The 13,118-nt window shown below is 74.2% G+C and carries 9 protein-coding genes and 1 pseudogene; 4 read left to right on the top strand and 6 right to left on the bottom strand.

Annotation, left to right across the window (positions count from 1 at the left end; genetic code table 11):
- Positions 1–60: 60 nt before the first annotated feature.
- Complete coding sequence (locus ABZ924_RS06035; RefSeq protein ID WP_361904758.1) at positions 61–1,233, bottom strand: ferrochelatase; 1,173 nt, start codon at positions 1,231–1,233, stop codon at positions 61–63.
- A gap of 253 nt (positions 1,234–1,486) precedes the next feature.
- On the opposite strand from ABZ924_RS06035, the gene ABZ924_RS06040 reads away from it, so the two are divergent.
- The 3 genes from ABZ924_RS06040 (at position 1,487) to sepH (ending at position 5,578) form a co-directional block, all read left to right on the top strand.
- The gene (locus ABZ924_RS06040; RefSeq protein WP_361904761.1) at positions 1,487–2,752 is read left to right on the top strand and encodes an MFS transporter; all 1,266 of its coding nucleotides are present in this window, start codon (positions 1,487–1,489) and stop codon (positions 2,750–2,752) included.
- On the top strand, positions 2,694–4,040 hold the full coding sequence (locus tag ABZ924_RS06045) for a D-arabinono-1,4-lactone oxidase (RefSeq protein WP_361904764.1): 1,347 nt from the start codon (positions 2,694–2,696) through the stop codon (positions 4,038–4,040). Before ABZ924_RS06040 ends, ABZ924_RS06045 begins: the two co-directional genes overlap by 59 nt.
- 521 nt (positions 4,041–4,561) lie before the next feature.
- Complete coding sequence (gene sepH, locus ABZ924_RS06050) at positions 4,562–5,578, top strand: septation protein SepH (RefSeq protein WP_361904767.1); 1,017 nt, start codon at positions 4,562–4,564, stop codon at positions 5,576–5,578.
- 468 nt (positions 5,579–6,046) lie between these two features.
- Here sepH and ABZ924_RS06055 read toward each other — a convergent pair whose 3' ends face one another.
- Positions 6,047–6,892, bottom strand: coding sequence for a sulfurtransferase (locus ABZ924_RS06055; protein ID WP_361904770.1), 846 nt, complete (start codon positions 6,890–6,892; stop codon positions 6,047–6,049).
- Between the two features lie 186 nt (positions 6,893–7,078).
- Between ABZ924_RS06055 and ABZ924_RS06060 the strand changes: the two genes are divergently transcribed.
- On the top strand, positions 7,079–7,897 hold the full coding sequence (locus tag ABZ924_RS06060; RefSeq protein ID WP_361904773.1) for a VOC family protein: 819 nt from the start codon (positions 7,079–7,081) through the stop codon (positions 7,895–7,897).
- Between the two features lie 23 nt (positions 7,898–7,920).
- Here the strand turns inward: ABZ924_RS06060 and ABZ924_RS06065 are convergent, their stop codons facing one another.
- From ABZ924_RS06065 to ABZ924_RS06080, 4 genes and pseudogenes are all read right to left on the bottom strand, one after another.
- Positions 7,921–8,571, bottom strand: coding sequence for a thymidine kinase (locus ABZ924_RS06065; RefSeq protein ID WP_361904776.1), 651 nt, complete (start codon positions 8,569–8,571; stop codon positions 7,921–7,923).
- A 61-nt stretch (positions 8,572–8,632) separates the two neighbouring features.
- Positions 8,633–9,835, bottom strand: a complete 1,203-nt coding sequence (locus ABZ924_RS06070) for a nucleotide pyrophosphatase/phosphodiesterase family protein (protein WP_361904779.1) — start codon at positions 9,833–9,835, stop codon at positions 8,633–8,635.
- Positions 9,835–10,428 (bottom strand): DUF5998 family protein, encoded by a 594-nt coding sequence (locus ABZ924_RS06075; protein ID WP_361904782.1) that lies wholly within the window; start codon positions 10,426–10,428, stop codon positions 9,835–9,837. Before ABZ924_RS06075 ends, ABZ924_RS06070 begins: the two co-directional genes overlap by 1 nt.
- A 50-nt stretch (positions 10,429–10,478) precedes the next feature.
- Positions 10,479–13,117: pseudogene (locus ABZ924_RS06080) on the bottom strand (GNAT family N-acetyltransferase).
- Between the last annotated feature and the right edge of the window lies 1 nt (position 13,118).

Here is a 13,118-nt window from a genome sequence, read left to right on the forward strand (position 1 = left end):
TCGGAGGCGTCGGAGGCCTCGGGGGTCCCAGGGGTCTCGGAAGTCACGGTCCGCCCTCCCTTACGCGTACGGGCTGTCGGCGCCCGCGGCCGCCGGCCGGGCCCCGCGCGCCGGGCAGCAGCCCACCGGGCACAGGTCGTGGCTCGGCCCGAGCAGCCCCAGCGCGCAACGCTCGACGGGCTCGCCGCGCTCCGCCGCGGCCCGCTCCAGCACCAGCTCGCGGACGGCCGCCGCGAACCGCGGATCGGCCCCGACCGTCGCCGAGCGCGCCACCGGCAGCCCCAGCTCCGCGGCCTTGGCCAGGGCCTCGGTGTCGAGGTCGTACATGACCTCCATGTGGTCCGAGACGAAGCCGATCGGCACCATCACCACCGCCGGCGCCCCGGCGCCGTGCAGCGCCTCCAGGTGGTCGCAGATGTCCGGCTCCAGCCACGGGATGTGCGGGGCGCCGCTGCGGGACTGGTAGACCAGCTCCCAGGGCAGCTCGGCGCCCGTCTCGGCGCGCACGGCGTCCGCGATGACCCGGGCGACGTCCAGGTGTTGCTTGACGTATGCGCCGCCCTCGCCGTCGGCGGTGTGGTCCTCCACCGGCCCCGAGGTGTCCGCGGCGGCGGTCGGGATGGAGTGGGTGGTGAAGGCCAGGTGCGCGCCGGCGCGCACCTCCTGCGGCAGCGACTCCAGGGCGGCCAGCACCCCGTCGACCATCGGCCGCACGAAGCCGGGGTGGTTGAAGTAGTGCCGCAGCTTGTCCACGCGCGGCAGCTCGGCCACCCCGTCCTGCTCCAGCGCCGCCAGGGCGTCCGCGAGGTTCTCGCGGTACTGGCGGCAGCCCGAGTACGAGGCGTACGCGCTGGTGGCGAGGACGGCGATGCGGCGGCGTCCGTCGGCGGCCATCTCCCGCATCACGTCGGTCAGGTACGGCGCCCAGTTGCGGTTGCCCCAGTACACGGGCAGGTCGAGCCCGTGCTCGGCGAAGTCCTTGCGCAGCGCGTCCAGCAGCGCGCGGTTCTGCGCGTTGATCGGGCTGACGCCGCCGAAGCCGAAGTAGTGCTGCCCGACCTCCTTGAGCCGCTCGCGGGGGATGCCGCGCCCGCGGGTGACGTTCTCCAGGAACGGAACGACGTCGTCGGGTCCCTCGGGGCCGCCGAACGAGAGCAGCAGGAGGGCGTCGTAGGGGGCGGCGGGGCCTTGGGCCGCGGGGGCGGACGCAGTGGCGGGGAGCTGGTCAGACATGCGTCGCATCCTGCCACCCGGCGCCCGGGCCCGGGAACGGGGCCCGCCGGGGCGGCCCGGCCCACACAGGCAAGTAAGGCGACCCTTACTTCTGGTCTGTATTGTTCTGCGTTGTTCTCCATTGCTCTGCGCTGCACTGCGCTGCACTGCGCTGGTCTGCGCTGCACTGCGCTGCACCGACATTTTCCCCGTGCGGGTGCCGTACCGGCGGTCATAACCTGTACGGGCCGCCCACGTCCCCACCGGAGGCACCGTGCCAAGTCCCTACCGCGCCATATTCGCCGCCCCCGGCACCCGGGGGTTCAGCGCGGCCGGCTTCATCGGCCGGATCCCGATCTCCATGGTGGGCGTCGGCATCCTCACGATGATCTCCGAGATCACCGGCCGCTACGCGATGGCGAGCGCCCTCACCGGCACCCTCGCCCTGGCGGCCGCGGCCATCGGCCCCCAGGTGTCCCGCCTGGTGGACCAGTACGGGCAGCGGCGGGTGCTGCGGCCCGCCACCCTGGTCTCCGTCGCCGCCGTGGCGGTCCTGCTCGTGGCCGCCGCGGGCGGCTGGCCCGACTGGACGCTGTTCGTGTGCGCCGCGGTCGCCGGCTGCGTGCCCAGCGTGGGTTCCATGGTCCGGGCCCGCTGGACCGCGATCTACCGGGACTCCCCGCGCGAGTTGCACACCGCGTACTCCTTCGAGTCCGTGGTCGACGAGGTCTGTTTCATCTTCGGGCCGATCCTCGCGATCGGGCTGTCCACCACCTGGTTCCCCGAGGCGGGCCCGCTGATCGCCGCCGCCTGCCTGCTGGTCGGCGTCTGGCTGCTCACCGCGCAGCGCTCCACCGAGCCCGAGGCGCACCCGCGCAGCGCGCAGGCCGACGGCGCCTCGGCTCTGAACTCCCCCGGCCTGCAGGTCCTCACGGCCACCTTCGTCGCCACCGGCGCCATCTTCGGCTCGATCGACGTGGCCACCCTCGCCTTCGCCGAGGAGCAGGGCGCCAAGCCCGCCGCCAGCTTCATCCTGGCGATCTGGGCCCTGGGGTCCTGTATCGCCGGAATCGTCTTCGGACTGCTCCACCTCGAGGGCCGGACCGAACGCCGTTGGGTACTGGGCGTATGTGCGATGGCCGTGAGTATGATCCCCCTCCTACTGGCCGGGAACCTTCCGATTCTGGCCGTGGCGCTCTTCGTCTCGGGCCTCGCCATCGCTCCCACGATGATCACCACGATGGCCCTGATCGAGGCGCACGTACCACGCGCGAAGCTGACCGAGGGCATGACCTGGATCAGCACCGGCCTCGCGGTCGGTGTCGCCCTCGGCTCGGCCGTCGCCGGCTGGGTCATCGACGCGGCCGGTGCGCGCAGCGGGTACGTCGTCTCCATCTCGGCGGGGGCGGCCGCGGCGGCGGTGGCGTTCGCGGGTTACCGCCGGCTGACGAGGCCGGCGCAAGGGGAGGAGCCCTCTAGCGATGGCGATGGCGGGGACAGCGGGGACAGCAGGGAAGAACAGCCGGACCGCGTGGCGTAACTGGGCGGGCAACGTCACCGCCGCACCGGCGCGTGTGGTGGCGCCCACCTCGGTCGGGGAGCTCCAGGAGGCGGTGCGCCGGGCCGCCGAGGACGGGCTGCGGGTGAAGGCGGTCGGTACCGGCCACTCCTTCACCGCGGCCGCCGCGACCGACGGGGTGCTGCTGCGTCCGCAGGCGCTCAGCGGGATCCTCGGGATCGACCGGGCCGCCGGCACCGTGACCGTGGCGGCGGGTACCGCCCTGAAGGACCTGAACCGGGCCCTCGCCGCGGAGGGCCTCTCGCTCACGAACATGGGCGACATCATGGAACAGACGGTCTCGGGCGCCACCGCCACCGGCACCCACGGCACCGGCCGCGACTCGGCCTCCATCGCCGCGCAGATCCGCGGCCTGGAGCTGGTCACCGCCGACGGCCGGCTGCTCGACTGCTCCGAGAAGGGAGACGATGAGGAGCGCGCCGTCTTCGCGGCCGCCCGGATCGGCATCGGGGCGCTCGGCATCGTCACCGCGATCACCTTCGCGGTGGAGCCGCTCTTCCTGCTGACCGCCCGTGAGGAGCCCATGCGCTTCGACCGGGTGACCGCCGAGTTCGAGCAGCACGTCGCGGAGAACGAACACTTCGAGTTCTACTGGTTCCCGCACACCGGCAACTGCAACACCAAGCGCAACAACCGCAGCCAGGGCCCCGCCGCCCCGCCCGGGCCGGTCAGCGCCTGGATCGAGGACGAGCTGCTGTCCAACGGCGTCTTCCAGGCCGTCAACTCCGTGGGCCGCGCGTTCCCGGCGACCATCCCGTCGATCGCCCGCGTCGCGAGCCGCGCCCTGTCCGCGCGGACCTACACGGACATCCCGTACAGGGTGTTCACCAGCCCGCGCCGGGTGCGGTTCGTGGAGATGGAGTACGCCCTTCCGCGCGAGCACGCGGTCGAGGCGCTGCGGGAGCTCAAGGCGATGGTCGACCGCTCCCGGCTGCGGATCAGCTTCCCGGTGGAGGTGCGGACCGCTCCGGCGGACGACATCACGCTGTCCACCGCGTCCGGGCGGGAGACCGCCTACATCGCCGTGCACATGTACAAGGGCACCCCGTACCAGGCCTACTTCACCGCCGCCGAGCAGATCTTCACCGCGCACGGCGGGCGGCCGCACTGGGGCAAGGTGCACACCCGGGACGCGGAGTACCTCGCCCGGGCCTACCCCCGCTTCGGCGAGTTCACCGAGCTGCGCGACCGGCTGGACCCCGACCGGCTCTTCGGCAACGACTACCTGCGGCGCGTGCTGGGCGACTGAGCCCCGGTCAGGAGCCGCGCCCGCGCGGAGGTCCGGGCGGGCGCGGCCGACGCAAGGGCGAAGGGGAAAGTTCCGTTTCTGCGGATTCTGTGAAACAAGACACCCGAAAACGGGCGCGCACGCAGGTCCGACCCGATCCGGGGCAGCCCAACTCCCGCCACCGAGGACAAGTTCGGCGGCGCGGCGGTCCACCCAGGTGGCCCGAATGGAGTACTGTGGCGAGCCCTGGGGCCGTCCTTCCTTTCGGCTGTCCGGACCCGGGAGAGGGGGCCGGTTGATGGAGAAGCGGCACTCGGACCGGTGATGCCGCGGCATTGCACGGCCACCTGCTGCGCACAGTAACCAATCGGTCACTGTGCGTGCCCAACAGGTAACCGTGCCATAACGGCGATCAAGGGCGCATGCCCGACACGCCGGTTTAACTCGGCAAGGTTGTGGCAGGCTGCACCCGGGCAGGCCACACTCGACTAGCGGAAGCAGCGACGCACGTGACGTCGGCAGGCACCACCCGGGAGGTCCCCATGCCCGAACTGCGTGTCGTGGCCGTCTCGAATGACGGCACACGACTGGTGCTCAAGGCTGCGGACAGCACGGAGTACACGCTTCCGATCGACGAACGGCTGCGCGCTGCCGTGCGCAACGACCGCGCGCGCCTGAACCAGATCGAGATCGAGGTCGAGAGCCACCTCCGCCCCCGCGACATCCAGGCCCGCATACGGGCCGGTGCCTCCGCTGAGGAGGTCGCCCAACTCGCCGGCATCCCCGTCGACCGCGTACGCCGCTTCGAGGGCCCGGTGCTGGCCGAGCGCGCGTTCATGGCCGAGCGGGCGCGCAAGACGCCGGTGCGCCGGCCCGGCGAGAACACCGGACCGCAGCTCGGCGAGGCCGTGCAGGAGCGGCTGCTGCTGCGCGGGGCCGAGAAGGACTCCGTCCAGTGGGACTCGTGGCGCCGCGACGACGGCACCTGGGAGGTCCTGCTGGTCTACCGGGTCGCGGGCGAGCCGCACTCGGGGAGCTGGACGTACGACCCGCCGCGCCGGCTGGTCGTCGCGGTGGACGACGAGGCCCGCTCGCTGATCGGCGAGACGGACGACCTGCCGACCGCGCCGGAGCCGAGCTTTCCGTTCGTGCCGAGGATCGCGCGGCTGCCGCGGGACCGGCCGCTCGACCGCACCCTCGACCGCCAGCCGGAGCGGCCCGTTCCCGTCGCACCGGCGCCGGAGCCGGAGGAGGAGCGGGACACGCTGACGAGCCTGCTGGAGGCGGTGCCGAGCTTCCGCGGCGACCTGGTCGTGCCCGAGCGCGGCGATGCCCCGGCGGAGGAGGCGGAGGCGGAGGAGCCGCCGGCGGCCTCGGCCGGTGCGGGGTCCGCTTACGCGGACGTCCTCATGCCGCGGACGGTGGCGGGGCACCGCGAGCGGCTGACCGGCACCACCGACCGGCAGGCGGAGGCCGACGGCGTCCGCCCGGGCCGCCGGGCGGCGGTCCCGAGCTGGGACGAAATCGTCTTCGGCACCCGCCGCAAGAAACAGGAGTAGCCACCCCCCGCCCCGGCTCCCCGCCACCGCGTCACGTTGGGCCCGTGGTGGGCGCGGCCCGGGGCCCGGGCTGCCGCTGCGCGCAGCGTGTCCCCTCCCCGCCCCTTCTCCCCCAGCTACCGCTGGGAGGTGCCCCCAGAAACCGGGGCTCCGCCCCGGACCCTCCCCCAGCTACCGCTGGGGGGACCCCCAGGGCGCTCCGCGCCCGGTGCGCTCAAACGCCGCGCGGGCTGGATTGTGCCGCTGCGCGGCAATCCCAGCCCCGCCCGGCGGAAATCCAGCCTCGCCGGCGTTTGAGGCGCGGGGTCCGGGGCGGAGCCCCGAATCGTTGAGCCGCGCCGGGCGACTGAGGCGAGCGGGGCCCGGGGCCGCAGGACCCGCCACGCGGCGGAGCCGCATATCCGGTACAGCGGGACGGGGCGGGGAGGGGGACTGCTCCGCGCAGCGGGAGCGGGAGCGTAAGGGCGGCTACTGCGGGTCCGGGCCTGTGGCCACCGGGCGGGCGGGGTCCGCGGACCATTCCGACCAGCTGCCCGCGTACAGGGCGGCGTCGATGCCCGCGACCTGCAGGGCCAGCACCTCGTGGGCCCCCGAGACGCCCGAGCCGCAGTACACGCCCACCGCCGCATCCCCCGCGGCCCCCAGGGCGGCGAAGCGGGCCCGCAGCGCATCGACCGGCAGGAACCGCCCGTCCGCCCCCACGTTCTCCGCGGTCGGCGCCGACACCGCGCCGGGGATGTGCCCCCCGACCGGGTCGATCGGCTCGACCTCGCCCCGGTACCGCTCCCCCGCCCGCGCGTCCAGCAGGACCCCGCTGCGCGCGAGCGCCGCCGCCGCGTCCGCGTCGAGCAGCCCGACCGCCCCCGGACTTGGCTTGAAATCGCCCTGCGCAGGAGCCGCCGGCTCCGCCGTCACCGCGCCCCCGGCGGCCGTCCACGCGGCGAGGCCGCCGTCCAGCACCCGCACCTGCGCGTGCCCCGTCCAGCGCAACAGCCACCACGCACGTGCGGCCGCCCACCCCAGACCCCCGTCGTACACGACGACCGGCACGTCCGCGCTCACCCCGGCCCGGCGCATCACGGCGCCGAACTCCTCCGCGTCCGGCAGCGGGTGGCGCCCGCCCGCCCCCGGCGGACCGGCCAGTTCGCGGTCGAGGTCGACGTACACCGCACCCGGCAGGTGCCCGGCCTCGTACGCGGAGCGCAGATCGGGACCGCCCAGCTGCCAGCGGACGTCCAGCAGCACCGGCGGCCGGGGACCGGCCAGCTCGGCCGCCAGTTCGGCGGTGGAGACAATCGCAGAGTTCGCAGTCATGCGGCCCATCTTCCTCCCCCATTTCCACCCGGTGTAACAGGCCCGACATCGACAGGCCGCACCGATTCGGTCATCTCCCCCCGCTCCGGCGAATCCCGGCCGGTCGGGGCGCGCCGGACCCGCCGGAGTGGAACCATCTGGTCCGACACGCGCGTGAGCGCGGCGACGACGGAGGAGACGGCTGACATGAGCGAGGCAGCGGAAGCAACGCGACGCCCGCCCGGCACACCCTGCTGGTCGAGTCTGATGGTGCACGGCCTCGGCAGCACCGAGGCCTTCTACACCGACCTGTTCGGCTGGGAGTACGAGCCCGGCCCGGAGCCCTTCGGCCCGTACGTCCGCGCCCTGCTGGACGGCCAAGAGGTGGCCGGCATCGGCGAGCTGCCGCCGGACCGGCACCTGCAGGTGGCCTGGACCACGTACTTCGCCACCGACGACGCCGACGCCACGGCCGAAACCATCCGCTCCTGCGGCGGCACCGTCGCCGTCGGGCCGCTGGACGCGGGCGGCGCGGGGCGGATGGCGATCTGCTCCGACCCGCTCGGCGCGGTCTTCGGCATCTGGCAGGCCGAGGAGCACATCGGCACCCGGCTCTCCGGGGTCCACGGCACCCCGGTGTGGGCCGAGCTCCTCACGCAGGACACCTCGGCCGTGGCCAAGTTCTACGAGCACGTCTTCGGCCACGAGGCCGAGCACCGCACCGCCCCGGCACCCGCTCCCATCCCGCCCGCCGCCGACTTCGACTACGTGACCCTGCTCCTCGGCGGCCGGCCGGTGGCCGCCGTCCACGGCGTCGGGCGCTCCCTGCCGCACGACCGGGGCCCGCACTGGATGACGTACTTCGAGGTCGACGACGCCGATGCGGCCACGGCCAGGGTCCACCGCCTGGGCGGGCGCATCGTCCAGCCGCCGCGCGAGGCCCTGACGGGCCGCGTGGCGACGGTCACGGACCCGGAGGGCGCCCTGCTCGCCCTGGTCGAGCTGCGCCCCGGGAACCACCACTGACGGGCGGCCGCCCGCCCCTGCCGTCAGGGGGAGTTGACCGGCAGGACGTCCGGGGAGAGGGCGGCGGCGTGTGCGGCGGCCGAGGTCATCCGGCGCCGGTGGTGGCGCCGGCACAGCACCTCGTAGCCGACTTCGGCGGCCGCGTGGTTGACGTCGCCGACGACGACCTGCTCGCCCTCGACGACCATCTCGCCGCCGACCGTGCGCGCGTTGTGCGTGGCCCGGGCGCCGCACCAGCACAGGGCCTCGACCTGGAGCTGTTCCAGGCGGTCCGCGAGTTCGATCAGGCGCTGCGAGCCGGGGAAGAGCTTGGTGCGGAAGTCCGTGGTGATGCCGAAGGCGAAGACGTCCATGTCGAGCTCGTCGACGATGCGGGCCAGCTGGTCGATCTGGTCGGGGGCCAGGAACTGCGCCTCGTCCACGATCACGTAGTCCGCCTTGCCGCCACTGGAGAGCTGGTCGACCAGGTACGCGTACAGGTCCATGCCCTCCGTCGCCTCGACCGCTTCGGTCACCAGGCCGAGACGCGAGGACAGCTTGCCCTCGCCCGCGCGGTCGTCACGCGTGAAGATCACGCCCTGCAGGCCTCGGGCCGAGCGGTTGTGGGTGATCTGGAGCGCCAGCGTACTCTTCCCGCAGTCCATCGTGCCGGAGAAAAACACCAATTCGGGCATGGAGGGAACGCGGCCTTTCGGGTCGGTCGGGGTCAGCTGACTGTGGCGGTGGTGGCGACGGTCAGGTGCGGACTTCGAGCAGCGGGACGAGCTGCTCGGCCGCGGTCATGGAGCCGTGCATGCCGGCGAGCCCCGACTCGTTGGGCTCGTTCACGGACGCGGTGATCGCGACGTCGGCGTGGGCGGCCGCGACCACGTCGCCGATCCGCCCGAGGACGCGCTCGTCGCACTCCCCCGGCGGCCCGAACCAGCCGAGTTCCAGGGCCTCTTCGCGGCTCGCGACCCAGAACCGGTCGCCGAGCACCTCGCGCCACACGGTCAGCACGTCGGCCTCGGCGCCCGGGACGGCGTACACGTGCCGGGCGCGGCCCTCGCCGCCGAGCAGGGCGACGCCCGCGCCCAGCTCCCAGTCCTCGTCGAAGTCGATCCGCGAGTCCTCGTCGAAGGGGACGTCCACCATGCCGTGGTCGGCGGTCACGTACAGGGCGGTGCGCGGCGGGAGCTGCTCGGCGAGCCGCTGCACCAGCCGGTCGACGTACATCAACTGGCCGCGCCAGGCGTCGGAGTCGACGCCGTGCCGGTGGCCGGCCCCGTCGAGCTCGCTGTAGTACGTGTACACCAGCGAGCGGTCGCCCGCCGCGAGCCGCTCGGCGGCGAGGTCCATCCGCTCCTCGCCGCTGAGGCGGCCGAGGAAGGTGCCGCCGCTCAGCGCGACCTTGGTCAGCGGGGTGGTCTGGAAGGCGGGCGAGGACACCTGGGCGGTGGCCACGCCGGCCGCGTCGGCCTCGTGGAAGACCGTCGGGTACGGCTGCCAGGGCTTGGGCTCGGTCCACGGGTTCCAGCGCAGCTGGTTCATCAGCGCACCGGTGGCGGGGTTGCGCACCGCGTAGCCGGGCAGGCCGTGGCGGGCGGGCGGGAGCCCGGTGCCGACGGAGGCCAGCGAGGTGGCGGTGGTGGCCGGGAAGCCCGCGGTGAGGGGGCGCCCGGCGCCGCCGCGCGAGGTGGCGAGCAGGGAGGTCAGGTACGGGGCCTCGTCGGGGTGGGCCTTGATCTGCTCCCAGCCCATGCCGTCGACCAGGAAGACGCAGTTGCGGTCGGCCGGGGTCAGCTCGGCTATGGAGGCGGTGTAGCCCGGGACGCCCTGGCCGGCGACCAGCGTCGGCAGCAGGTCGGCGAGCGAGCCGGAGCCGTACTCGGGCACGGGGGCGCCGGCGAGGTCCAGCAGCTCCGGCTCGTCCCAGTTCGGCGGTGCGGAGTAGGACATCAGCGGGCGGAGGAGGTCGCCGCGGTCGCCTCCGAGAGCGCCTGGGCGAACAGCAGGGTCTGGCGGACCGCCTCCGGGCCGTCGCCGGCCTCGCTGACGCGCAGGCTGAGGTCGTCGGCGGTGGAGTTCCCGGTGTAGCCGTGGTCGGAGTCGCAGTTCGGGTCGCCGCAGGCGGCGGGCTCCAGGTCGATGCGGGAGACCGCGCCCCAGCCGATGGTCAGGACGACCTCGCGGGGCAGGGTGCCCGGGGTGTACGACTCGGGGTTGGCGACGACGCGGCTGAGCACCACCGAGGAGATGCTGGCCAGCTTCACCGACTCGGTGGAGGTGGTCGCGTACGGGGAGGGGGACCCGGCGTCGGCGGCCTGCTCGTCGGTGTGGCTGACGATGAAGCGGTTGTCGGTCAGGACCAGGACGGTGACGTGCCGGCGGACCTCGTTGGAGTCGAAGGTGGTCTCCTGGTGGACCAGGTACGACGAGATCGGCTCGCCGCCCACCGCGGCCTCCACGGCCTCGGCCACGAGGGCCGGGTAGTAGCCGCTGCGCTCGATCGCCGTGCGCAGCCCCTGGGTCGTCGTACCGGATTTCGCCATGGGGTCCATCCTAAGGCCCGCACGGGGCGCCCCGGCCGCCCCTGACCCGCTCAGTAGCTGGGGAGGGTGCGGGGGCCGAGGTCGGTGCGGGCGGGCGGACGGGCGATACGGACGGCGGCGCTCAGCACGGAGAGGCCCTCGGTCGCCACGACGACGGGTTCGAGCGTGACGCCCACCACCTCGGGGTGGGCGTCCACCAGCCGCGACAGCCGCAGCAGCAGCTCCTCGAGGGCGGGGGTGTCGACGGGATCGCTGCCGCGCCAGCCGAACAGCAGGGGCGCGGTCCGGATGGAGCGGATCAGTCCGGCGACGTCCCGGTCGGTGGCGGGCGGCGCAGCTCGGCCTCGGTGGTCAGGTCGAGGCGTACGCCGCCGAGGTCGGCGCGGTGGCGCAGGTGCGGGGCGGTGGTCTTGAGGGCGACGGGGTAGCCCAGGGCCTCGGCGGCCCGGACCGCTGCGTCGGGGGTGGGCGCGGGCAGGGTGGGCAGGACCCGGATCCCGTAGCGGGCGAGCAGCTCGGCGGCGTCGGCGTCGGTGAGGGTGAGGACGCGGTCGCCGAGGGGGAGGTCGGCACCGTGGCCGCCGGCGCGGGCGGTGAGACCGGCGGGGGCGCCGAGGGCTGCCGGGGCGCCGAGGGCGGCCTCGGCGCCGGTCCCGGTGCCCGGGGCGGCTCCGGGCCCGGCTGCGGGACCGGCTGCAGCCAGGAGGCGGGCGAGCTGGGCTGCGGCTCCGGCCTCGTCGATGTCCTCGTACTCGGGCACCTGGCCGGCGTCGGCGTTGGCCCGCCGCCACTGCCCGTAGCGGACGGCTTCGGCCACGGCGCGCACGGCCCGCTCGGCGGCGGGGTAGGCGGGGATGTGCACGTCTGCGCGGGAGAGGGCGTCGACGAGCTCGGCCAGCTCGACGTTGACGACCGCCACGGGCTTGCCGGGGTGCCCGGCCACCGCGTCGCGCAGGGCGTCGGCCAGGTCGTCGGCGCCGATGTGCTCGCTGACCCAGGGGATCGCGGTGACGACCACGGCGTCGTGTGCCTCGGAGGCCAGGGCCGTGGCCAGCGCCTGCCCGAAGTCCTTGGGGGAGGCGGCCGTGGTCAGGTCCAGCGGGGCGCCGGGCCGCAGCCCCTGGGCGAGGCAGGCGTCGTACGTGAGGAAGCCGAGCGACTCGGAGTTGCCCAGGATCGCCACGCGCGGTCCGGCGGGCAGCGGCTGGGAGGCCAGCAGCAGCCCGACGTCGACCAGTTCGGTGACGGTGTCGACCCGGATCACGCCCGCCTGGCGCAGGAGCGCGGAGACGGTGGTCTCCGGGAGCCGGGTCCCGGGCACGACGTGGCCGGCGGGGGTGTGGCGGCCGCCCTTGGCGACGACGACGGGCTTGACCGCGGCGGTGCGCCGGGCGAGGCGGGTGAACTTCCGCGGGTTGCCGAGGGTTTCGAGGTACATGAGGGCCACGTCGGTGGCCTCGTCCTCGTACCAGTACTGCAGGATGTCGTTGCCGGAGACGTCGGCGCGGTTGCCGGCGGAGACGAAGGAGGACAGCCCTTCGCCGCGGCCCAGCAGGGCGGACAGCAGCGAGATGCCGATCGCCCCGGACTGCGTGAACAGCCCGATCCGGCCGCGCACGGGAGCCGGGACGGGCGCGAGGGAGGCGTTGAGGCCCACCTCCGGCGCGGTGTTGATGACGCCGAAGGCATTGGGCCCGATCAGCCTCATTCCGTACGAGCGCACCTGGCGGACCAGTTCGCGCTGCCGGTCCAGGCCCGCCGGACCGCTCTCGCCGTACCCGGCGGACAGCACGACGAGCCCCTGCACCCCGTGCTCGCCGCAGGCGGCGACGGCCTGCGGGACCCGCTCGGCCGGGACCGCGATCACGGCGAGGTCGACCGGGGCGTCGATGTCGGCGAGGGAGCGGTAGGCGCGGACCCCGTCCAGCAGGTCGGACGAGACGGCCTCGTTCACGGCGTAGAGGTGGCCGCGGAAGCCGCTGTCGCGGAGGTTGCGCAGGACTGCCGCACCGACGCCGCCGCCGGAGCGGCTGACGCCGATGACGGCGACGGAGCCGGGGGCCAGCAGGCGCTGGACGGAGCGGGCCTCGGCGCGCTGTTCGCGGGCGCGCTGGACGGCGAGGGACTTCGCGGTCGGCTCGAGGTCCAGGGTGAGGTGGACGGACCCGTCCTCGAAGCTGCGCGTCTGCTGGTAGCCGGCGTCCGTGAACACCTTGATCATCTTCGTGTTGGCGGGCAGCACCTCGGCCGCGAAGCGGCGGATGCCGCGCTCCCTGGCCACCGCGCCGATGTGCTCCAGCAGCGCGGAGGCCACGCCGCGGCCCTGGTGGGCGTCCTGGACGAGGAAGGCGACCTCGGCCTCGTCGGCGGGGCCGGAGGCGGGCCGGCCGTCGGAGCCGATCCGGTCGTAGCGGACGGTGCCGATGAACTCCTCGCCGACGGTCGCGGCGAGGCCGACGCGGTCGACGTAGTCGTGGTGCGTGAAGCGGTGGACGTCGCGGTCGGAGAGCCGGGGGTGGGGGGCGAAGAAGCGGTAGTACTTCGACTCGTCGGAGACCTGCTCGTAGAAGCTGACCAGCCGGCCGGCGTCCTCGGTGGTGATGGGCCTGATGCGGGCGGTGCCGCCGTCGCGCAGGACGACGTCGGCCTCCCAGTGGGCCGGGTACGCGGGGTCCGACGCGGTGGTCATG

It is taken from the genome of Streptomyces sp. NPDC046876 (assembly GCF_040645035.1).
GTDB lineage: Bacteria > Actinomycetota > Actinomycetes > Streptomycetales > Streptomycetaceae > Streptomyces.

Bases quoted from the DNA above. Each gene is read 5' to 3' on its own strand.
- ABZ924_RS06070 (WP_361904779.1), bottom strand. From the start codon at position 9,835: ATGTCCTACTCCGCACCGCCGAACTGGGACGAGCCGGAGCTGCTGGAC.
- ABZ924_RS06060 (WP_361904773.1), top strand. From the start codon at position 7,079: ATGAGCGAGGCAGCGGAAGCAACGCGACGCCCGCCCGGCACACCCTGC.
- ABZ924_RS06035 (WP_361904758.1), bottom strand. From the start codon at position 1,233: ATGTCTGACCAGCTCCCCGCCACTGCGTCCGCCCCCGCGGCCCAAGGC.
- ABZ924_RS06045 (WP_361904764.1), top strand. From the start codon at position 2,694: ATGGCGATGGCGGGGACAGCGGGGACAGCAGGGAAGAACAGCCGGACC.
- ABZ924_RS06055 (WP_361904770.1), bottom strand. From the start codon at position 6,892: ATGACTGCGAACTCTGCGATTGTCTCCACCGCCGAACTGGCGGCCGAG.
- sepH (WP_361904767.1), top strand. From the start codon at position 4,562: ATGCCCGAACTGCGTGTCGTGGCCGTCTCGAATGACGGCACACGACTG.
- ABZ924_RS06075 (WP_361904782.1), bottom strand. From the start codon at position 10,428: ATGGCGAAATCCGGTACGACGACCCAGGGGCTGCGCACGGCGATCGAG.
- ABZ924_RS06065 (WP_361904776.1), bottom strand. From the start codon at position 8,571: ATGCCCGAATTGGTGTTTTTCTCCGGCACGATGGACTGCGGGAAGAGT.